The sequence below is a fragment of the Cupriavidus sp. IK-TO18 genome (assembly GCF_015549295.1).
GTDB lineage: Bacteria > Pseudomonadota > Gammaproteobacteria > Burkholderiales > Burkholderiaceae > Cupriavidus > Cupriavidus oxalaticus_A.
In genome coordinates this window covers 1-20768 of the sequence record NZ_JADGMP010000058.1, presented here as the reverse complement: position 1 = coordinate 20768, position 20768 = coordinate 1, and the positions used below count along the sequence as shown (strand labels likewise).

Here is a 20768-nt window from a genome sequence, read left to right as displayed (position 1 = left end):
GCCGGCCGGAGATCAGGCGTCCCGCAGGTAGGTCATCAGCCGGTCGGCGCGGCTCGGGTGCTTGAGCTTCTTCATGGCCTTGCTTTCGATCTGGCGGATCCGTTCGCGCGTGACGTCGAACTGCTTGCCGACTTCTTCGAGCGTATGGTCGCTGGCCATGTCGATGCCGAAGCGCATGCGCAGCACCTTGGCTTCGCGCGGGGTCAGCTCGTCCAGCATCTCGCGCACGACCGCGCGCAGGCCCGCCTGCAGCGCGGCATCGGCCGGCGTGGCGTTGTCCGAGTCGGCGATCATGTCGCCCAGGCTGGTGTCGCCGTCCTCGCCCACCGGCGTTTCCATCGACACCGGCTCCTTGGCGATCTTCATGATCGAGCGGATCTTCTCTTCCGGCATGTCCATGCGCTCGGCCAGCACGGCCGGATCCGGCTCCTTGCCGGTCTGCTGCATGATCTCGCGCGACAGGCGGTTGAGCTTGTTGATCTGCTCGATCATGTGCACCGGCACGCGGATGGTCCGGGCCTGGTCGGCGATGGCGCGCGTGACGGCCTGGCGCACCCACCAGGTCGCGTAGGTGGAGAATTTCCAGCCGCGGCGGTACTCGAACTTGTCCACCGCCTTCATCAGGCCGATATTGCCTTCCTGGATCAGGTCCAGGAACAGCAGGCCGCGGTTGGTGTACTTCTTGGCGATCGAGATCACCAGGCGCAGGTTGGCCTGCGTCATCTCGTGCTTGGCCTGGCGCATCTGGCGCTCGGCGGCCAGCATCTTGCGGTTGACCGACTTCAGCTCGGCCAGCGACAGCGTGGCGCGGGCCTGGATGTCGATCAGCTTCTGCTGGTGCGATTCCAGGTCGGGCAGGGCGCGCGCCACCGCGGCGCTGTACGGGCGGTTTTCCGCCGCCAGTTCCTGGCCCCAGGCGAGGTTGGTTTCGTTGCCCGGGAAACGGGCCACGACGTCCTCGCGCGGCATGCCGCAGCGCTCGACCAGCAGCTGCAGCACCTGGCGCTCGACGGCGCGCACGGCATCGACCATCGACTGCACGTCGGCGCACAGGCGCTCGATGGTCTTGGCGGTGAAGCGGATCGTGCGCAGTTCTTCGCGCACCGTGTCCCGTGCGGCCAGGAAGGCCTGCGACTGGGTGCCGTCCGTCGCCTCTTCGCTGCGCATGACTTCGAATTGCGCGGCCACGCGCGCGAACCGCTTCAGGCATTCCTCGCGCAGCTGCGCCGAGTCGGTATCGGCACCGCCCTGCTGGGACGAGCCTTCGTCGGCATCGTCTTCATCGCCGTCTTCGTCGTCGGCGCTGACGCTGGTGTCTTCGACCTCATCGTCGGCGGCGGGGGCCGCGGCGGCTTCCGCGCTGCTCTCGTCGCTCAGGCCGTCGACCAGGTCGTCGATCGCCATCTCGTTGGCGGACACGCGCTCGGACAGCTCCAGGATCGTGGCGATCGTCGACGGGCACGCCGAGACCGCGTGGATCATGTTGTTCAGGCCGTCCTCGATGCGCTTGGCCAGCTCCACTTCCTGCTTGCGCGTCAGCAGCGTGGCCGAGCTCATCTCGCGCATGTACATGCGCACCGGGTCGGTGGTGCGGCCGAATTCGGAGTCGACGGTGGACAGCGCCACCTCGGCCTCTTCCTCGGCCTGGTCGTCGGAGGCGACCACCGGGCCGTCGCTCAGCAACAGCGTTTCGGCGTCCGGGGTCTGCTCGTAGATCTTCACGCCCATTTCGGCGAACGTGTTGACGATGCTTTCCATCGCCGCCGTATCGGCGAAATTCTCCGGCAGGTGGTCGCTGATGTCGGCGTGGGTCAGGTACCCGCGCTGCTTGCCCAGCTGGATCAGGGCGCGCAATTGCTGGCTACGCGCGGCAGCCTCGGCCGAGGGATCGAGCTGTGCCGCAGACCCGCCGGGGGTCTGGCCTAGGCCCTTGATCGCTCCTGCATCTCGTGATTTGGCTGCCGTACGTTGTGCGCCGCTTGTCATTGACTGCTTTTTCCTTCGTGAATGGCAATTCGACGGCAGCGCGCACGCTTCGCGTGCTTCGGGTCCTGCTGTCGAGGCTAATGAGGGGGTTCGCTATGGCGAGGGGCCGCAACTAGGGGCGCGCCATGGCCTTCGAATCGGGGTCCGGTATTGTACAGCCATTGGTGCGTCGCAGCACCTTGCAGTCGCAAGGAAGGGACTGTTGACTTGCCGGAACGGCGTATTCGGTGTATGCGCCGGCCCGTTTTTCGGGTGCCCAGAAAGCCATGAGAGGGCAACATGCGACACATTGATGTCGGCTCCGGAGGCAGATTGCGTTTATAGCTTAGACGACCCGGCTAAAATCAGGCACGCGGCACGGTTGGTTGCCGCGTCGAAAAAGGCCCCCGAATGCGCATGAACTCCAGAACGATCACGATGGTGCTGCTGCTGGCCGCATGCAGTGTCCCGGCCTACGCGAGCCTGGCGTCGGACGCGCGCGCGTTCAAGCACAGCGTCAAGGCGGCGGGCAAGCAAGGCGGCCACGCGGTGCGCGATGCGGCGCATGCCGTCGGCCGCGGCGCCAAGGAAGCCGGCCATGCCGTCGGCGCTGCGACGAAGCAGGGCTGGCATGCGACGAAAAATGCAGTCAAGGGCAACGACTAGCCAGTGCAGCCCACTCGCCAACGCCCGGACATCAATGCCGGGCCTGCCCAGGCCTGGCTGAGCTTCAGTGCGCCTGTGGCCGCCGCCCGGGCCGCGGGCCGCCCCGTGGTCGCGCTCGAATCGACCATCATCGCGCACGGCATGCCGTACCCCGAGAACGTGCGCACCGCCCGCGAGGTGGAGGCGCTGATCCGTCGCCTCGGCGCCGAGCCGGCGACGATCGCGGTGATCGGCGGGCGCATCCGCATCGGCCTGTCCGACGACGAACTGGAACTGCTGGGCCGCTCCGGGCAGGCCCACAAGGTCAGCCGGCGCGACCTGCCGGCGGTGCTGGCCAGCGGCGAGCTGGGCGCCACCACCGTGGCGGGGACGATGATCTGTGCCGCGCTGGCGGGCATCGAGGTGTTCGTCACCGGCGGCATCGGCGGCGTGCACCGCGGCGCGCAGGAAACCTTCGACATTTCGGCCGACCTGCAGGAACTGGCCAGGACCTCGGTGGCGGTGGTCTGCGCCGGCGCGAAATCGGTGCTGGATATCGGCCTGACGCTGGAATACCTGGAGACGCATGGCGTGCCGGTGCTCAGCTGCGGGCAGGACAACGTGGCGGCGTTCTACAAGCGCGACAGCGGCTTCCGCGCGGACTACCGGCTCGACGAGCCGGCGCAGCAGGCGCGCTTTATCCGCGCCAAGTGGGATCTTGGCCTGGCAGGCGGCGTGGTGCTGAGCACGCCGGTGCCCGAAGCGGCGGCCATGCCCTCCGCGGAGATCGATGCCCTGACCACGCAGGCGCTGGCCGAAGCCGCCGCGCAAGGCATCACCGGCAAGGCCGTGACGCCGTTCCTGCTGGCCCGCATCAAGGCGCTGACCGGCGGCCGCAGCCTGGCGACCAATATCGCGCTCGTGAAGCACAACGCCGAGGTGGGGGCGCGGCTGGCGCTAGCGCTGGCGGTCACCGGATCGTTGGCCAGCTCAGGCAACCCGCCGGTCACGCCATGACCGCCAATGCCCCCGCACCGCTGAATTCCGACGACCTGGCCTGCTTTGTCTGTGTGGCCGCACGGGCAGCATTTCGCGCGCGGCGCTGCGATGCGTCGAATACCGTGTCGATGCGGCTGGTGGAGAACGGCTGCGCTGCGCCAGGCTGGTGGAGCCGGTGGTGACGCGGCAGGTGGCGCTGGCTACCGCGCGCAACCGGCCGCCGGTGCCGGAGCTGTGGGACATCATGCAGACCGTGCGCCAGTCGGTGCGCAATACCGTGATGTCGGGCGCGTGGCCGGGCGCCCGGCTGGTTTGATCACCGCATCGCGCCCGCTACCTCAGTCGGCGAATCGGTCCCGCAGTGCCTGAGTGGCCTGGCGCAGCAGCACGTGGTCCAGGCCCACCGCGACGAAGCTGGCGCCCATGTCAAGGTAGCGGCGCGCGTCGGCCTCGGCCGGTGTCAGCGTGCCGACGGCCTTGCCGGCCTGCCGCGCGGCCCGGAAGATGCGCTCGACTTCGGCCTGCACCTCTGGGTGGTTGGGATTGCCGAGGTGGTCACCGGGCTGGCCAGCGAGCACCAGCAGCCGATCTGGCGCTGCTGGCCGAGCACGGCGGCACGGAAGGTGTTGGGCAGCGGCGAATACGGAGTGCGGGGTTGGTTAGCCGGGGGCATGCGGTCTGCTTCCTTTTGGTCGGGGGTGTGAAGTCGTGCTCAGCGCGCCAGCCGCGACAGCGGCCCGGGCGAAGCGCCGCGGACCAACTGCACGCGCGCGGCGGCGTCGTCAAGCTGGGCCAGCGTGCCGCTGTCCACCGGGATGGCTTCGGCACGCTCGCGCCGGCGATGCCGTTCGGGCTCGCCGGGCAGGGCGATGCCGGCCTGGCCGGCCTGCCGCCGCGACGAGCGGACCCAGTCGGCAAAGGCCTGGACCTCGCCGCCGAAGCTGGTGCTGGTGCCGAGCCGCTGCGGGTCGAACACGATCGCCAGCATGTTGTTCCATACCGCGTGGCGGTGCGTCAGGGTCTCGGGCCGGATGGTGTGGCCGCCGGTCACCGCGGCGCCCAGCAGTTCGCACATCACCGCCAGCACATAGCCCTTGTGCTCGCCGAACGCCTGCAGCGCGCCCTGCGCGGCGCCGTCTGCGGGGAACATCACGTCTGGCCGCGTGGTCGGCGCGCCGTCCGCATCGATCAGGCAGCCGGCGGGCACCTCGATCCCCTTGTTGTGGGCCACGCGCACCTTGCCGAGCGCGATCGCGCTGGTGGCAAAGTCGAGCACCAGCGGCTCCGCGCCCGCCACCGGCAAGCCGATCGTGAAGGGATTGGTGCCGAAGCGCGCTTCGCTGCCGCCGTGCGGGGCGACGATGGGCTTGGACAGCACGTTGACAAAGTGGATCGAGATCATGCCGGCCGCGCATGCCTGCTCGGCCCAGTGCCCGACGCGCCCCAGGTGGTGCGACTGGCGCAGTCCCATCACGCAGACGCCATGCTCCCTGGCCCGGCCGATCGCCAGCGCCATGGCTTCCTCGGTCACCGCCTGGCCCATGCCGCGGTTGCCGTCCAGGCTCAGCATGCTGCCGTCGTCGTGCAGCACGCTGACGTTGCGGTTGAGCTGCAGCTCGTCGGCCTGCCACGACAGCACGTACTTGGGGATCATGCCGATGCCGTGCGAGTCGTGCCCGCTCAGGTTGGCGCCGACCAGGTGGTCCGCGGTCAGGCGCGCCTCGCGCGCATCGGAGCCGGCAGCGAGCCAGAGATCGATGACCCATTGGTGCAGGGCAGGCGTGGAAATATGGTGTTCGCTCATGTCTGTCTCGAATTGTTCTTGGATGGCGCGCCTTCGGGGAGGTGAGGCGCGGGCGGCGAGCGCACATTCTGGCAGCAATCTACCTGCCGGCGGTTGCCCGGGCCTTGCAATCGCCCTGCGCCTGCACGGCGCCGACCGCATCTTCTGCGTGCCGGGCGAGAGCTTCCTCGACGTGCCTGGACGCGCTGCACGACCAGCCCGCCATCGATCTGGTGGTTTGCAAGCATGAGGGCGCCGCCGCCAACATGGCCGAGGCGGACGGCAAGCTGACCGGCCGCCCGGGCACCTGCTTCGTGACGCGCGGGCCGGGTGCCACCCATGCCGGCATCGGCGTGCATATCGCGGCGCAGGATTCGACGCCGATGATCCTGTTCGTCGGCCAGATCGCGCGTGGGCACATGGGGCGCGAGGCGTTCCAGGAAGTGGACTACACCGCCATGTTCGGCGGCATGGCCAAGTGGGTGGCGCAGATCGACGATCCCGAGCGCATCCCGGAACTGGTCGCGCGGGCGTTCCAGTGCGCGACCTCGGGCCGGCCCGGACCGGTGGTGCTGGCATTGCCCGAAGACATGCTCGACGGCCTGTGCGAATGCGCCGATGCCGCGCCGTACCGGCGTTGCTCACGCCGCCGCGGCCGCGCCAGCGGCTGGTGCATGTGCATGCCGACAGCGCCGAGCTGGGGCGCGTCTACCAGGCGGAACTGGCGATCCAGGCAGGTATCGGGCAGGGGGCGCGCATGCTGGCTGCGCTGGACGTGCCTTCGTCCCTGCGCTGGGCGGACTGGACCCGCGCCGCGTCGATGCCTCGACGGCAGGGCATGTTGGCTGTCAGCAGGCGTGGTACTTTGCGCCAGCCGCTGCGCAGGCAGCAGCGGCCGATATCAATCAAGCCGAAGTATTCCGGACGTTCTCGGGCGTTTCCGGCTGTCCGGCCGGCAGCACCGGTTTGTCGATACGTGCAACAGGCGGCACGGCGTCTGTGGACGGCATGGCGCGGGAGCAATCAATACGCTGGATGATGTCGCCGTTCTTGTCATGCACATAGAGCATCGCCTGTCGCTCCACGGCGAGCGAGGTGGCGAGGGCGATGGCGCTGGTCATGTCGAGGCCGACCTGGAGGCGTCCTTCCCCCTCGGCCGCGATTGCCCAGTGCCCATCGAAAACAACATGCACATTGCAGTTCTGAACCGGCATTGGCTGCTTCCTCCGTGGCGGGGCCAGAGGGACCCCACAAACATTGTAGACACTAGCATGGGACTGCCCCGAACGGGTGCGCCCGGAACGCGCGAGATACGTACAGCCAGGTACTGATTCCAGCGTCTCTATGCCCGGCTAGTTGCTCGCAAGTCCCGTACCCGGCCGCGCTCGACCAGCCATCGCGCGGTGGGCCTTGCCTAGCACTGCTCCGGGAACGAGAGCAGCAGGCGAATTTGAAGAAATTGCATGAACTGTCCGGGCACGTGTAGCGATTGCGCCGCGACCGCCCGCAGTGTCCAGCGCCGGAATGTTCGTGCCGCCTGTGCCGCAAGAAGCATACGCAAGCCACCGGCGGCACCACTTCATCGCCACCCCCAGCATGCACTTTGCCGTTCCGCCGTTGCCGTCCTACAAATGGAGAATGGGCCGGAAAGGCATCGGGCCGCACTTGTCGAGGAGACATATCATGTGCCGCTGGCTGGCGTACTCGGGCAGGTCCGTTCCGCTGGAAGCGGTGCTGTTCCAGCCGGAACACTCGTTGATCGACCAGAGCCTGAATTCAAGGCTCGGCCATACCACTACCAATGGCGACGGCTTCGGCGTGGGCTGGTACGGCAGGCATTCCGAGGTGCCGTTCCGCTACCGCTGCCTGCATCCGGCATGGAGCGACACCAACCTGCGCGAGACCGCGCGCGCGGTGCGGGCGCCGCTGTTCGTGGCCCATGTGCGCGCGGCCACGGGCACGCCTACGCAGGAGACCAACTGCCATCCGTTCCGCTTCGGCCGCTGGCTGTTCGTGCATAACGGGCTGATTCGCGAATATCCGCTGCTGCGGCGCGACCTGATGATGGCCGTGGCGCCGCACCTGTTCCGCTGGATCGAGGGATCGACCGACTCGGAGGTGATGTTCTTCCTCGCGCTGACCTTCGGGCTGGAGCGCGACCCCCGTGGCGCGCTGGAGCAGATGGCGGGGCTGATCGAGGAGGTCGGCCATCGCTACGACGTGCAGTTTCCGCTCAACATGACGGTGTGCGTCACGGATGGCCAGCAGGTCGTGGCGGTGCGCTATTCGAGCGAGACGGCGTCGCGCTCGCTGTTCCACAGCACCTCGTTCCGGCAGCTGCGCGAGCTGTATCCGCAGGACCCGCGCATCATCGCCGCCGGCGACGATGCGTTCCTGGTGTTGTCGGAGCCGCTGATCGATGTGCAGGGGGTTTGGGAGGAGATCCCGGAAGCCACCATCCTGGTAGCCCGCAATGGCGAGATCGAGCACAAGCGCTTCGTGCCGCGGCTGCCCGAGGTGTCGGCGTAGTCCTCGAAAACGCGCTCGAAAACGCGCCTCGCAAGGAGGCGCTGGCGCGCTGGTCAGGCGGGCTTGTCGGCTTGCGACGGTTCCGTCGCCGGCGCTGGCTGTTCCTGCTGAGCTTGTGCAGCCTGGGCTGTTTGCTGGGCCTGCTGAGCTTCCTGTGCCGGCTGCTTCGATTGCGGCCGGGCGGCACGGCTGCGCTGCAGCTGGCGCGCGCGCCGGGCATCGGCCTCGGTGACCTGTCCGGCGGGCTCGCCGGCAAGGTCCATGCGCGCGGCGCCTTCCACCATGCCGTTCCAGTAGCGTGCGCCGCGGCACCACGTGCGGATCGCATCGCGCAGCTCGGCCTCGGTCAGCTTCAGTTCCGGCGCGTGCTGCACCAGGTCCTGGAAGATGCCGACCTTGAGCGGCACTTTCGGGGCCGGGCTCTTCGGGAAGACGGCGGGGAAGCGCTTTTGCAGCCTGGAGATGGCGAGGACCACCGGATCGACCGGCTTTTCAGGCGTGGCCGGAGCGGCATCGCGCGGGCGCGACGGCTTGTTGCCCTTGGCGCCCCGGGTGCCAGCAGTACGCCTGGCGTCCTTGGTGCCACTCGTACCATTCGCACTCTTGGTGCCGTTGCTGCCGTTGTTGCCCTTGGTTCGCTTGGCAGACTCGGCCGCCTTTTCGGCCTTTGCCTGTTGCACGAGTTTTGCCTTCAGCGCGGCCAGTTGTTCGAAGCCCATTGTGTCAACACATATAAACGTGGCGGCATTGTATCAGGGTGCCGTCTTGCAAGCCGGCTCAGCGCTCGCGCGACAGGTTTTCCAGCCACAGGCTCATCAGTCCGGCCCGGCCCCTGACGCCGAATTTGCGGAAGATCGTGGTCACGTAGGAATGGGTGGTGGAGACGGCGAGGCCGAGGCGGTGGGCGATCTGCTTTTCGGAAGCGTCGGTCAGCAGCAGCTGCAGCACCTTCCGCTCATGGGGTGCGAGCGGCACCGGGGAAAGCTCCAGCCCCAGCTCGACCATGCTTTTCTTTCTCAATGCCGTGACATCGCGCGCGACGCCGACGCGCATCCGTTCCGATTGCAGCCATCCGGCCGACCACATGATATGGACCTCGTTGCCATCCTTGTGCCGGTAGCGGTTCTCGAAGCCGATCCGCTTCTTGCCGGCCATGACTTCCTTGGATTCGATGATGGTGCGGTCGCGGTCGTTTTGCACCACCAGGTCGATGATGGACTGGCCGGTGATTTCCTTTGGCGTGTAGCCGAGGATGCCCTCGCAGGCCGCGCTGACGTACTGGATGCGGCCGCTGGTATCGACCAGGAACATGGCATCGAGCATGTGATCCGCGAATTCGGAGCCTTCCTTTCCGATCTCGTTCCCCATGGCAGTCCGGAAAAAATATGGCAGCTGCTGCGCTGCGCCGACCCGCGTGCCGCCGGGTTCCCATGGAGCTGAAGCCTAGACGACGCCTGCGCACCTGTAAATAGCGCCAAAGGGGCAGGAATCAGCCAGGCAAGGGGCGGGAAGGCAACAGCAGGGCGCTTCAGCGCCCCTTGAACACCGGATGTCGCGCGCACACCGACAACACGATGCGCTCGGACTGCGTCAGGTAATCGTTCAGCGCCACCGCGCATTCGGCCAGCTTGCCCGCCTCGAACAGTTCCAGGATGTGCTGGTTCATTTCGACGTAAGGGCCGTGCAGGAATTCCGGGTCATGCAGCATGCCGAACGCCAGGCGCAGCTCGGCGAGCAGGTGCGAGAACATCACGTTCAGGCGCTCGCTGTCGGCCAGTTCCACGATCGCCATGTGGAATTCCATATTGGCGGTGCCCGCGCCCTGCCAGTCGCCGCTGTCGCGGCAGCGCAGCCCCGCCTCCACCGCTGCGCGCAGGTGCTTGCGGGCCGGATGGCTGGGATAGGCCTGGGCAATGGCCTGGCATTCGATCAGCCGGCGCACGCGATAGATGTCGATGATCGACGCAATGCTGGGAATCGCCACCGACACGCCGCGGTTGGGCTCGTGCTTGAGCAGGCCTTCCTTGGTCAGCACGCGGAAAGTCTCGCGCAGCGTGTTGCGGGATATCTGCAGGCTTTCGCTCAGCGCCGCTTCAGACAGGCGCTGCCCCGGCTCGAACTCGCCATGCACGATGCGCTGGCGGATCTGTTCTGTGACCCGTTCGGCCAGATTCTTGACGTCAGGTGTTGAGGACATGGTGGCTGGATCGGGCACCGGCTCATTCCGGTGCGCACGTGACGGGATGTTAACGCACTTTGTTCAACAATTTGCACGGAATTGGTGCGGGCGATGGCCCTGCGGTGCCTTAGGTGTATACCATGATCGATCAACGCCAAAGATTGTTCAACAATACTAGTGCGGTGGTTGAGTGATACGTGCCGATAGGTCAACATGGCATGCGATTTGCTAAGCAACGCCGATGAAAACGGAATCGTCGCCAAGTCAGTGCGGCGAGCTTTTTCCCACGCTTTGTCCTTGTCCTAGTGAGCGCAACCATGTGGCTTAAAGAAACTACCGCAGAGGAGCGCAAGACGCTCTTTGCCGCCTTCGTCGGCTATGGCGTCGATGCCTTCGACTACATGATCTACACCTTCATGATCCCCACGTTCATTCTCGTGTGGGGCATGACCAAGGCCGAAGCCGGCTATATCGCGACCGGCGCGCTGATCAGCTCGGCCGTCGGCGGCTGGCTGGCCGGCATCCTGGCGGACAAGTACGGCCGCGTGCGGATCCTGCAGCTGACCGTGCTCTGGTTCAGCTTCTTCACCTTCCTGAGCGGCTTCACCAATTCTCCCGAGCAGCTGTTCGTCACGCGCATGCTGCAGGGCCTGGGCTTCGGCGGCGAATGGTCGGTCGGCTCGGTGCTGATCGCCGAGATGATCCGCGCCCGCCACCGCGGCAAGGCCGTGGGCCTGGTGCAGAGCAGCTGGGCGGTCGGCTGGGGGCTTTCGGCGGTCGCGTTCTGGGCGGTCTATGCCCTGGTCGAGCAGCAATACGCCTGGCGCGTGCTGTTCTGGATCGGCGTGCTGCCCGCGATCTTCATCCTCTACATCCGCCGCAATATCAGCGAGCCCAAGGTGTATCGCGAAACCCAGGCCAAGCTGGCCCGCACCGGTGAAAGCAACAACTTCATGCTGATCTTCAAGCCGGGCGTGCTGCGCGTCACCGTGCTGGCCAGCTTGCTGGCGACCGGCATGCAGGGTGCCTACTATTCGGTGACCACCTGGCTGCCCACCTACCTGAAGATGGAGCGCAACCTGTCCGTGCTCAACACCAGCGGCTACCTGATGGTGCTGATCGCTGGCTCGTTCGCCGGCTACCTGACCAGCGCCTGGCTGTCCGACCACCTGGGTCGCCGCCGCTGTTTCATGCTGTTCGCGGTAAGCGCGGCCATCCTGGTGGTCTGCTACACGCAGCTGCCCATCACCGACGCGGCGATGCTGCTGCTGGGCTTCCCGTTCGGCTTCTTCCTGTCGGGCATCTTCTCGGGCATGGGGGCTTACCTGACCGAGCTGTATCCCAGCCATATCCGCGGTTCGGGGCAGGGCTTCTGCTACAACTTCGGCCGCGCGGTCGGCTCGATCTGCCCGGCCCTGATCGGGCACCTGAGCGCAAAGATGTCGCTGGGCGTGGCGATCGGTTACATGGCCGCCGGCGCCTATGCACTGGTGGTGGTCGCGTGCCTGATGCTGCCGGAGACCCGTGGCCGCGAACTGCTCGGCGAGGCCGAGGCCGCGCACTGAAGCACCGCAGCACTGAAGTCCTGAAGTCCTGACGCACAGAATCACACTATGCAAATCGATCTGAACAGCGACCTCGGCGAGAGCTTCGGCGCCTGGAGCATGGGCAACGATGCCGCCATGCTGGATATCGTCAGCAGCGCCAACGTGGCCTGCGGCTTCCATGCCGGCGATCCGGCAGGCATCCTGCAGACGCTGAAGGCCGCGTCGGAGCGCGGTGTCGCCGTGGGCGCGCACGTGTCGTATCCCGACCTGCAGGGCTTCGGCCGCCGCAACATGGACGTGGCCAGCGCCGACCTGGTGGCCGACGTGATCTACCAGATCAGCGCGCTGTCGGGCATGGCCGCCACCGTCGGCACTACGGTGCGCTACGTCAAGCCGCACGGCGCGCTCTACAACACCATCGCCAGCGATGAACGCCAGGCGCGCGACGTGATCGCCGCGATCCGCGCGGTGAACCCGGAACTGGTGCTGGTGGCGCTGGCCGGCTCGCCGCTGGTGGGCTGGGCGCGCGAGGCCGGCCTGCGCGTGATCGCCGAAGCGTTCGCCGACCGCGCCTACACGCCGCAGGGCACGCTGGTGTCGCGCCGCGAGAAGGGTGCGGTGCTGCACGATGCCGCCGACGTGGCGCAGCGCATGCTGCGCCTGGTGCGCGAAGGCACGGTGCTCGCGATCGACGGCAGCGTGGCGCGCGTGGAAGCGCAATCGATCTGCGTGCATGGCGACAGCGACGGCGCGCTCGAGATGGCGCGCGCCGTGCGCGCCGTGCTGGAGCGCGACGGCATCGCGGTTCGCGCCTTCGCCTGAGCCGCCCGGCACTGAACACACCGGAGAAACACCCATGCAAGCATCCGCACTGGAACGCGCCCGCATCGCCGCGGTGAATGCCGCCCGCGAAGCGCGCGCGAGCTATCGCGCCGGCACCGTGCAGCCGACCGCCGGCATCGCGCCGGGCATGACGCAGGCCAACATGATCGCCTTGCCGCGCGACTGGGCCTGGGATTTCCTGCTGTACGCGCAGCGCAATCCCAAGGCCTGCCCCGTGCTCGACGTGATCGAGGCGGGCGCGCACCAGACCCAGCTGGCCGAAGGCGCGGACGTGCGCACCGACATCCCGCTGTACCGCGTCTGGCGCGACGGCAAGCTGGCGGAAGAGGTGGCCGATGCCACGCCGCTGTGGGCCGAGCATCCGGACCTGGTCACCTTCCTGATCGGCTGCAGCTTCACCTTCGAGACGCCGCTGCAAGAGGCCGGCATCGAGGTGCGCCATATCGCCGACGGCTCCAACGTGCCGATGTACCGCACCAGCCGCCAGTGCCGTCCCGCCGGCCGCCTGCATGGGGAGCTGGTGGTGTCGATGCGGCCCATCCCCGCGCACCGCGTTGCCGATGCCGTCTCCATCAGCGGGCGTTTCCCGTCGGTGCACGGCGCGCCGGTCCACGTGGGCGACCCGGCAGCGCTGGGCATTGCCGATATCGGCAAGCCTGACTTCGGCGACGCCGTGCGCATCGAACCGGGCGAGATCCCCGTGTTCTGGGCCTGCGGCGTGACGCCCCAGGCGGCCGTGATGGCGTCTGGCGTGCCGTTCGCCGTGACCCACGCGCCGGGCCATATGTTCATCACCGACGTGCCGGACAGCACGTACCACGTCTGAGACCGCCGGGTCTTCTGCGGAGCTAGTCTTGCGTTTCCTGCCCGTCACTTCGAATGCCCTGCTGGTAGAGCTGGCCGACCTCGACCAGACCCTGGCCCTGCTGGCCTCGCTGCAGCGCGATCCGCTGCCTGGCGTGGCCGAGCTGGTGCCCGCCGCGCGCACCATCCTCGTTTACTTTCGCCCGTCGGCGACCAGCGCCGCCGCGCTGGTGCGGGCCATTGCCGCGCGCGACCTGTCGCAGCGCGTCGAGCGCAGCGACATCCTGGTCGAGATCCCGGTGCGCTATGACGGCGAGGATTTGGCCGAGGTCGCGCAGCTGCTGGGCATCACGCCGGAGGAAGTGGTGCGCCGCCACACCGGCAGCGAATACACCGTGGCCTTTACCGGCTTTGCCCCGGGCTTTGCCTACCTCAGTGGCGGCCATCCCAGCTTTGACGTGCCGCGCCGCAGTACGCCGCGCACGCGCATTCCCGCCGGCGCCGTCGGCCTGGCGGGCACCTTCAGCGGCGTATATCCGCAGGCCAGCCCCGGCGGCTGGCAGATCATCGGCGTGACGCCAGTGCCGATGTGGGACCTGGATCGCGACCAGCCCGCGCTGCTGCAGCCCGGCTATCGCGTGCGTTTTGTCGATGTCGCGAGGCTCAATGGCGTGGCGCATGCCGCCGGCAGCGTTGCCGTGGCGCCGGCACGCCAGCCCGTGCAGTCCGATAGCGCGCCAGCAGCCGCGTCGTTGAAGGTGAAGGGCACCGGCCTGCAGACCGTGTTCCAGGACCTGGGCCGGCACGGCCAGGCGGGGCAGGGCGTCTCGGCCTCGGGCGCGATGGACCAGGCGGCGCTCAAGGCCGCCAACCGGCTGGTGGGCAACCGCAGCGATGCCGCGGCGCTCGAGACCATCGGCGCGGGCCTGCAGCTGCAGAGCGTGGGCGAGAGCGTGCTGGCCGTCACCGGCGCCGATGCGCCGCTGACGGTGCGCACCGCCGACGGCAGGCAATGGGAGGTCCCGAACCACCAGGCGGTGGCGCTTGCCGATGGCGACACGCTGGCCATCGGCCAGCCGCTGGCCGGCGCGCGCTGCTACGTCGCCGCGCGTGGCGGTTATGCGGTGGCGCCGGTGCTGGGCAGCTGCGCCACCGACACGCTGGCCAGGGTCGGCCCCGCGCCGCTGGCGGTGGGCGATGTGATCGACCTGCGCCAGGCTCCGGCTGGTGCCATCGTCGGCGCACCCGAAATGCCCGCGGAGAACCTGCCCACGGTCGAGCAGGAAGTCGTGCTGGACGTGGTGCTCGGGCCCCGCACCGACTGGTTCACCACCGAATCCGTACAACGGCTGGCCGCGCAGCGCTGGCAGGTCACGCCGCAATCCAACCGCGTGGGCCTGCGCCTGGCCGGCGAAGTGGCGCTGGAGCGCGCCATCGCCGGCGAGCTGCCCAGCGAAGGCACCGCGCTCGGGGCGCTGCAGGTGCCGCCGAGCGGCCAGCCCGTATTGTTCCTGGCCGACCATCCGCTGACCGGCGGCTATCCCGTGATCGGTGCTGTGGCGCCTTATCACCTCGACCGCGCCGGACAAATCCCGGTCGGTGCCTGGCTGCGCTTCAATCCCGTCGGCGCCTTCGAAGAACTGCAACCGTAACTGCCATGAAGAAAGTCCTGATTGCCAACCGTGGCGAGATCGCCGTTCGCATCATCCGCGCCTGCGCCGACTATGGCGTGGCCTCCGTCGCAGTCTATGCCAACGCCGATATCGACGCGATCCACGCGCGCCTGGCCGACGAAGCCTACGGCCTCGACGGCGACCGCCCGGCGGACACCTACCTGAATATCCCCAAGCTGCTCGAGATCGCGCGCCGCAGCGGCGCCGACGCGGTGCACCCCGGCTATGGCTTCCTGTCGGAAAGCGAAGCCTTCGCCCGCGCGGTGATCGATGCCGGCCTGACCTGGATCGGCCCGTCGCCGGAAACCATCGCCCGGCTGGGCGACAAGGTGGAAGCGCGCAAGATCGCGCTGCAGGTAGGCGCGCCGCTGGTGGCCGGCACGCCCGACCCGGTGACCGACGCCAACGAAGTGCTGGCCTTTGCCGAGCGGCATGGCCTGCCCATCATCATCAAGGCGGCGTTCGGCGGCGGCGGCCGCGGCATGAAGATCGCCTGGCGCATGGATGAGGTCGAAGAGCTGTACGCGTCGGCCGTGCGCGAAGCGGTCACGGCCTTTGGCCGTGGCGAATGCTTCGTCGAGCAGTTCCTCGACAAGCCGCGCCATATCGAAGCGCAGGTGCTGGCGGACAAGCACGGCAACGTGGTGGTGCTCGGCACGCGCGACTGCTCGCTGCAGCGGCGCAACCAGAAGCTGGTGGAAGAGGCGCCGGCGCCGTTCCTGAGCGACGAACAGCGCGCCCGCATCCACGCCGCCGCGCGCGATATCTGCGCCGCCGCGGGCTACACCAGCGCCGGCACCGTCGAATTCCTGCTCAGCACCGGCGGCGCGATCTCGTTCCTGGAGGTCAACACCCGCCTGCAGGTCGAGCACCCGGTGACCGAGCAGACCACCGGCGTCGACCTGGTGGTCGAGCAACTGCGCGTGGCCGACGGCCTGCCGCTGTCGATCACCGAGACGCCGGCGCCGCTGGGCCATTCAATCGAATTCCGCATCAATGCCGAAGACGTCGGCCGCGGCTTCCTGCCGACGCCCGGCCCGGTGCAGCGCTTCGAGGCCCCGTCGGGCCCGGGTGTGCGGGTCGATTCGGGCGTGCAGACCGGCTCGGTGGTGCCCGGCACCTTCGACTCGCTGATGGCCAAGCTGATCGTGACCGGCGCCACGCGCGAGCAGGCGCTGGCGCGTGCCCGCCGCGCGCTGCGCGAGTTCCGGATCGAGGGCGTGGCCTCGGTGCTGCCGTTCCATCGTGCTGTGATCGATCACGCCGATTTCCTTGGCGCCGACGGCTTCAAGGTCCATACGCGCTGGATCGAGTCCGACTTCACCGAGCCGCTGGCCGCCGCCGTGCGCGCCGAGCCGCAGCCGGACGGCAGCCTGCTGCGCACCGCGATCGAGATCGACGGCCGCCGCATGGTGCTGGGGCTGCCGGCGCAGCTGCTGCGCGGCCTGGCCGAAGCGCCGGGGCAGGGCAGTGCGGCCGCCGCCGCGCCAGCTGCCACCACCAACGCCGCCGACCTGCCTTCGCCGATCGCCGGCACGGTGCAGGCCTGGAAGGTCAACGTGGGTGACGAGGTCAGCGAAGGCGACCTGATCGCCGTGATGGAAGCGATGAAGATGGAGATGCAGGTCCACGCCCATCGCAGCGGCCGTGTTGCATGGCAGGCTGAGACGGGCGTGTTCCTGGCAGCGGGCGCACCGCTGGCCAGCGTGGAGTAAGTGCGCCCGGGGCGCCGGCTATTTGTCGGCGCCGCCCATCTTGCGCAGCCCCTTGAACACGAACGGCGCCGCCAGCGCGGCGGCGGCCAGCGCCACCGGATGCCTGGGCATGAAGGGATGCGGATGCGATGGCGTGAAGCCGAACCCTTCCAGCGCGCGCGCCGTGTCGGCATAAGCCAAGCAGGTCCTGCGGACGGCGCGGGACGGCCACATGCATGCCCACGGTATCGAGATCCAGCTCCAGCACGGTGGTGTAGCGTGGCTGCGCGGCGTCGTCGAACCACAGGCCGACGCGGCGCGAATACGCTTCGACCAGCGCGATCGCGGCCTCGTCGCGGCCCCCTAACCCGCAAGCGGAAGAGGGAGCACACAATCAGCAGGTTCGTGCCACCGCAGGGTGCAAAGGGCGCCGGCCTAGCCAGCCGCGGCCCGCTGCACGCCCGGCCGCCGGTCCTCGACCACGAACGCCGCCTGCGTGCCGACCGCGCTGTCCGCGCGCGTCACGTCTTCCACGGCGCGCAGCGTGGCGGCCCAGCGTGCGGGCGTGGCCTCGACCACGGTGTAGCCGCGCTGGTCCGGCCGCGCATGCACGATATGCGGATTCCGGGCCACGATACTGGCGACACTCTGCATGCTGCTGCCGGAGGCCGAGGCGATGGAGGTCGTGCAGAACTCGCTGGCGATCACGCGGGATGACGGGTTGCCGAAGTCGGCCAGCACATTGCAGGCGTAGTGCTGGTGGATATCCCCGCCGATGAACACGGTATTGCGCGGCGCCGCCGCCGCGATGCTGTCGAGCAGGCGCTGGCGCGCGGCGGGATAGCCGTCCCAGGTATCGCTGTGGAAGGCTTCTTCCGGCGGCGCCTTGTAGTTGCGCCGCGAGAAGATGGTCTGCTGCGCGATCGCGCTCCAGCGCGTCTGGTCGCGCTGGTCCTGCGCCAGTCCCTGTGCCAGCCATTGTTCCTGCGCGCTGCCCAGCATGGTGCGGCGCGGGTCGTAGAGCGCGCTGCATTCGCCGGGGGACACCGAACCCCTGGCGGGCTGGCCGGGTTCGCGGCAGGGCTGGATATCGCGATACTGGCGGTCGTCCAGCACATGGAAATCGACCAGCCGGCCCCAGCGGTGGCGCGCGTGGATGCTCAGCGCATCCGGCGTGCCAAGGCCCGCCGTGCCATGCACCAGCGAGCTCGCGCGGATCGGCATGTTTTCATAGAACGCCTGATAGCCGGCCGTGCGCCTTGCGAGAAACGCGGCCGCCGGCTCGCTGCCCGCGCGTCCCGCATAGTCGTTCTGCACTTCATGGTCGTCCCAGGTAACCAGCCAGGGGCACGCGGCGTGCATGGCCTGCAGCAGCGGGTCGCTCTTGTACAGCGCGTAGCGGTCGCGGAAGTCCTGCAGGCTGGTCGCTGTGGGCAGGCTATGCGTGCGCGGCAGGTGCGCGCGCGCGTGGGCCGGGACCGCGGCCTCATAGATGTAGTCACCCAGGAAAACCACCAGGTCCAGGTTTTCCTGCCGCATCTGCCGGTACGCGGCGTAGTGGCCTTGCTCCCAGCGCTGGCAGGAAGCAAAGGCAAAGCGCACGCGCGGGGCCAGCGTATCGGCCGCCGGCGCGGTGCGGGTGCGGGCCGGGGCGGTGGCTGCGTCGCCGTGCATGAAACGGTAGTAGTACCAGTGGTCGGGGCGCAGCCCGTCGACTTCCACATGAACGGAATGGCCGAGTTCCGGCAGCGCCTGCGCCTGGCCGCGGCGCACGATGCGCCGGAATGCCTCGTCCTCGGCGACTTCCCACTGGACGGTCAGCGGCCCTTGCAGGGGCGTGGTGCCAAGGGCATCGGCCTGCGGCGTGCCAGGGATGGCGCCGCCGAGCAGGCGCGTCCATAGCACGAAGCCGTCCGGCGTCGGTGCGCCGCTGGCCGCGCCCAGCGAGAACAGGTCGCGCTCGCGCAGCGTGGCGGAGATGGCCCAGCGGGGCAGTTGGGTGGCAAGGGCGGAGGCTGCCGCCAGCTTCAGGAAAGTTCTCTTTTGCATGCCGGTTCCGGGATGTCGGAGGTTCGTCTGGCGCTGTCGATGTGCAGAACTATAGCGAAATGGGTTTGCCGGTTCGGGACATCGGAAGTCGTCCCGGGTGCACCTGGCTGGCCGCCGGAGATCGCCGCCGTGCAGTCAAAGGCCTGCCATGGCAACGATCCCGCCTTTCTGCCGGCCGTCCAGCGTTTCGTGCGCGCCTGCTTTCCGCTTTCCGTAAGGATCGGCCCGAGCGCTTAATTGATGGCTTCGCGCCGGCGCCATATCGTTCAGCCAGACCAACAAAGACAAAAACTACGGGGCGCAATTCCGGCCCCGGTCGGTGCCGTTCCATGCGGCCTCACAGACAAGGAGACAAGACATCATGGCCTATCCCTTCCATACGTTGCCGTAGCGGCAGATCCGAATCTCCGGCAGCCGGGCCCCCGCGCTGCCGGATTCCCCTGACCTTCTTGCCAGGCGGCATGCGCAGAGGCGCGCAAGCCGCGACGGAGCCGTTATGTCGTCACACGTCATTTCCATCTCAGTGCTAGGGCTGATGTTTGTCATCGCCACGGTCCTGCCGATCAACATGGGCGCGCTAGCCTTTGTCGGTGCCTTCCTGGTCGGCACCCTGGTCGCGGCCATGCCGGCCAAGGCCATCCTTGCCGGCTTTCCCGCCGACCTGTTCCTCACGCTGGTCGGCATCACCTACCTGTTCGCCGTGGCGCAGAACAACGGCACCATCGACTGGCTGGTGCGGCTTGCGGTGCGGGCCGTGGGCGGCAGGATCGCCGCCATTCCGTGGATCATGTTCATGATCGCGGCGCTGCTGACTTCGGTCGGCGCGGTCAGCCCGGCGGCGGTGGCCATCATCGCGCCGATCGCGCTGGGCTTTGCCGCGCGCTACGGCATCAACCCGCTGCTGATGGGCCTGATGGTCATCCATGGCGCGCAGGGCGGCGGCTTTTCGCCGATCAGCATCTATGGCGGCATCACCAACAAGATCGTGCAGAAGGCAGGGCTGCCGCTCAACGAGATGGCGACGGCTTTCGCCAGCCTGGGCGTGAACCTGGCCGTGGCCGCCGGCCTCTTCGTTGCGCTCGGCGGCCTGCGCCTGATGCGGCAATCGGCACCGGCGGCGGCCGCGCCGCAATCGGTCGCCGGCGGCGTGCTGGCCATGGGTGCGCCGTTCGGCGCGCGCACGGTGCCGGCACAGGGCGCGCAGATCTACGGCGATGCGGAGGCCGAGGCCGGCGTCGAAGAGCAGAAGACGATGGCGCGCGACCGCGCTGCGCTGCTCGGCAGCGAAGCGGAAGCTGCTGCCGCGGCCCCCGCCGGGCTCTACCAGTACCTGACCGTAGGCGGCCTGGTCGCGCTGGCGGTGCTGACCCTCTATTTCAAGCTCGATATCGGCTTTGTCTCGCTGACCATCGCGCTGCTGCTCACGCTGATGGCGCCGGAGCTGCAGAAGCGCGCGCTGGGCCAGGTGTCGTGGCCCGAGATCATGCTGATCGTCGGCGTCAGCACCTTCGTCGGGGTGATGGACAAGATGGGCACCATCGACTTCGTCGGCCACAGCGTCGCCGGCCTGACGTCGCCGCTGATGGCCGCGCTGCTGCTGTGCGTAGTCGGCGCGGTGGTGTCGGCGTTCGCCTCGTCGACCGCCGTGCTGGGTTCGCTGATCCCGCTGGCGGTGCCGTTCCTGCAGCAGGGATCGGACGTGAGCGCCATCGGCTTTATCGCCGCCATGGCGGTGTCCTCGACCATCGTCGACGTCAGCCCGTTCTCGACCAACGGCGCGCTGGTGCTCGCCAACGCGCAGGGCGTGGACCGGCAGGCCTTCTTCCGCACGCTGCTGATCTATGGCGCGCTGGTCACCGTGATCGCACCGGTGGTGCTGTGGCTTGTCTTCGTCGTGCTTTGATTCCTGTTGCCGCTAACTGACTCCTGATTCCTGACCATGAAACTGCTTGAATCCGTCATGCCCGCCCAGCAGGCCATCCTGCCGGCGCGGGCCCCGGCCAGCCAGGCCGCGATTCCCAGCATGGACGCCTACCGCGCGCTGTGCGAGGAAGCCGA

General features: G+C 68.2%; 19 protein-coding genes and 2 pseudogenes. 12 read left to right on the top strand and 9 right to left on the bottom strand.

From position 1 onward, the window contains the following. Positions 1–12: 12 nt before the first annotated feature. Positions 13–1986 (bottom strand): RNA polymerase sigma factor RpoD, encoded by a 1974-nt coding sequence (gene rpoD / locus IPF36_RS33335; protein ID WP_133097379.1) that lies wholly within the window; start codon positions 1984–1986, stop codon positions 13–15. Between the two features lie 396 nt (positions 1987–2382). On the opposite strand from rpoD, the gene IPF36_RS33330 reads away from it, so the two are divergent. From IPF36_RS33330 to IPF36_RS33320, 4 genes are read left to right on the top strand one after another with little or no spacing between them, the layout of a single operon-like run. Next, on the top strand, positions 2383–2631 hold the full coding sequence (locus tag IPF36_RS33330) for a hypothetical protein (RefSeq protein WP_133097378.1): 249 nt from the start codon (positions 2383–2385) through the stop codon (positions 2629–2631). A 30-nt stretch (positions 2632–2661) separates the two neighbouring features. Beyond that, a complete protein-coding gene (locus IPF36_RS33325; protein ID WP_195432237.1) occupies positions 2662–3627 on the top strand; it encodes a pseudouridine-5'-phosphate glycosidase in 966 nt (321 codons plus the stop codon). Then, positions 3624–3791, top strand: a complete 168-nt coding sequence (locus IPF36_RS34950) for a hypothetical protein (RefSeq protein ID WP_240745955.1) — start codon at positions 3624–3626, stop codon at positions 3789–3791. Before IPF36_RS33325 ends, IPF36_RS34950 begins: the two co-directional genes overlap by 4 nt. Then, on the top strand, positions 3788–3925 hold the full coding sequence (locus IPF36_RS33320; protein WP_243737036.1) for a hypothetical protein: 138 nt from the start codon (positions 3788–3790) through the stop codon (positions 3923–3925). Before IPF36_RS34950 ends, IPF36_RS33320 begins: the two co-directional genes overlap by 4 nt. Before the next feature lie 22 nt (positions 3926–3947). On the opposite strand, the gene IPF36_RS33315 is transcribed toward IPF36_RS33320, so the two are convergent. Both IPF36_RS33315 and IPF36_RS33310 read right to left on the bottom strand, forming a co-directional pair. Next, the gene (locus IPF36_RS33315; protein WP_240745957.1) at positions 3948–4187 is read right to left on the bottom strand and encodes an aldolase/citrate lyase family protein; all 240 of its coding nucleotides are present in this window, start codon (positions 4185–4187) and stop codon (positions 3948–3950) included. 134 nt (positions 4188–4321) lie between these two features. Beyond that, a complete protein-coding gene (locus tag IPF36_RS33310; RefSeq protein WP_195432231.1) occupies positions 4322–5413 on the bottom strand; it encodes a malate/lactate/ureidoglycolate dehydrogenase in 1092 nt (363 codons plus the stop codon). 109 nt (positions 5414–5522) lie between these two features. Here IPF36_RS33310 and IPF36_RS33305 point away from each other — a divergent pair. Beyond that, positions 5523–6200: pseudogene (locus IPF36_RS33305) on the top strand (thiamine pyrophosphate-binding protein); the annotation flags it as partial. A 97-nt stretch (positions 6201–6297) separates the two neighbouring features. Here IPF36_RS33305 and IPF36_RS33300 read toward each other — a convergent pair. Beyond that, positions 6298–6606, bottom strand: a complete 309-nt coding sequence (locus IPF36_RS33300; RefSeq protein WP_135705123.1) for a DUF2188 domain-containing protein — start codon at positions 6604–6606, stop codon at positions 6298–6300. A 469-nt stretch (positions 6607–7075) separates the two neighbouring features. On the opposite strand from IPF36_RS33300, the gene IPF36_RS33295 reads away from it, so the two are divergent. After that, the gene (locus IPF36_RS33295; RefSeq protein ID WP_133097374.1) at positions 7076–7921 is read left to right on the top strand and encodes a class II glutamine amidotransferase; all 846 of its coding nucleotides are present in this window, start codon (positions 7076–7078) and stop codon (positions 7919–7921) included. 53 nt (positions 7922–7974) lie between these two features. Here the strand turns inward: IPF36_RS33295 and IPF36_RS33290 are convergent, their stop codons facing one another. From IPF36_RS33290 to IPF36_RS33280, 3 genes are all read right to left on the bottom strand, one after another. Further along, positions 7975–8640: a ProQ/FinO family protein gene (locus IPF36_RS33290; RefSeq protein WP_195432229.1), complete on the bottom strand. Its 666-nt coding sequence runs from the start codon at positions 8638–8640 to the stop codon at positions 7975–7977. A 58-nt stretch (positions 8641–8698) separates the two neighbouring features. Continuing rightward, entirely contained in the window at positions 8699–9289 is a 591-nt protein-coding gene (locus tag IPF36_RS33285) for a helix-turn-helix transcriptional regulator (RefSeq protein ID WP_135705125.1), read from the bottom strand. Positions 9290–9449: 160 nt separating this feature from the next. Next, complete coding sequence (locus IPF36_RS33280; RefSeq protein ID WP_133097371.1) at positions 9450–10118, bottom strand: GntR family transcriptional regulator; 669 nt, start codon at positions 10116–10118, stop codon at positions 9450–9452. Positions 10119–10417: 299 nt separating this feature from the next. Between IPF36_RS33280 and IPF36_RS33275 the strand changes: the two genes are divergently transcribed. The 5 genes from IPF36_RS33275 to IPF36_RS33255 are packed head-to-tail and all read left to right on the top strand — an operon-like array spanning position 10418 to position 16682. Beyond that, the gene (locus tag IPF36_RS33275; RefSeq protein WP_133097370.1) at positions 10418–11665 is read left to right on the top strand and encodes an MFS transporter; all 1248 of its coding nucleotides are present in this window, start codon (positions 10418–10420) and stop codon (positions 11663–11665) included. A gap of 48 nt (positions 11666–11713) precedes the next feature. After that, on the top strand, positions 11714–12469 hold the full coding sequence (locus IPF36_RS33270; RefSeq protein ID WP_135705126.1) for a LamB/YcsF family protein: 756 nt from the start codon (positions 11714–11716) through the stop codon (positions 12467–12469). Positions 12470–12503: 34 nt separating this feature from the next. Then, complete coding sequence (locus tag IPF36_RS33265; RefSeq protein ID WP_135705127.1) at positions 12504–13316, top strand: putative hydro-lyase; 813 nt, start codon at positions 12504–12506, stop codon at positions 13314–13316. A gap of 28 nt (positions 13317–13344) precedes the next feature. Then, positions 13345–14946 carry a 5-oxoprolinase subunit PxpB gene (pxpB, locus tag IPF36_RS33260; RefSeq protein WP_195432227.1) on the top strand — a complete coding sequence of 534 codons (1602 nt, stop codon included), beginning with the start codon at positions 13345–13347 and terminating at the stop codon, positions 14944–14946. Positions 14947–14951: 5 nt separating this feature from the next. Beyond that, the gene (locus tag IPF36_RS33255; protein ID WP_133097366.1) at positions 14952–16682 is read left to right on the top strand and encodes a biotin carboxylase N-terminal domain-containing protein; all 1731 of its coding nucleotides are present in this window, start codon (positions 14952–14954) and stop codon (positions 16680–16682) included. A gap of 81 nt (positions 16683–16763) precedes the next feature. Here IPF36_RS33255 and IPF36_RS33250 read toward each other — a convergent pair. Both IPF36_RS33250 and IPF36_RS33245 read right to left on the bottom strand, forming a co-directional pair. Beyond that, positions 16764–17022 (bottom strand): annotated as a pseudogene (locus IPF36_RS33250) (aconitase family protein); the annotation flags it as partial. A gap of 74 nt (positions 17023–17096) precedes the next feature. Further along, positions 17097–18710 (bottom strand): alkaline phosphatase, encoded by a 1614-nt coding sequence (locus IPF36_RS33245; protein ID WP_195432225.1) that lies wholly within the window; start codon positions 18708–18710, stop codon positions 17097–17099. 496 nt (positions 18711–19206) lie between these two features. On the opposite strand from IPF36_RS33245, the gene IPF36_RS33240 reads away from it, so the two are divergent. Next, on the top strand, positions 19207–20613 hold the full coding sequence (locus IPF36_RS33240; RefSeq protein WP_135705130.1) for an SLC13 family permease: 1407 nt from the start codon (positions 19207–19209) through the stop codon (positions 20611–20613). Positions 20614–20768 lie beyond the last annotated feature (155 nt).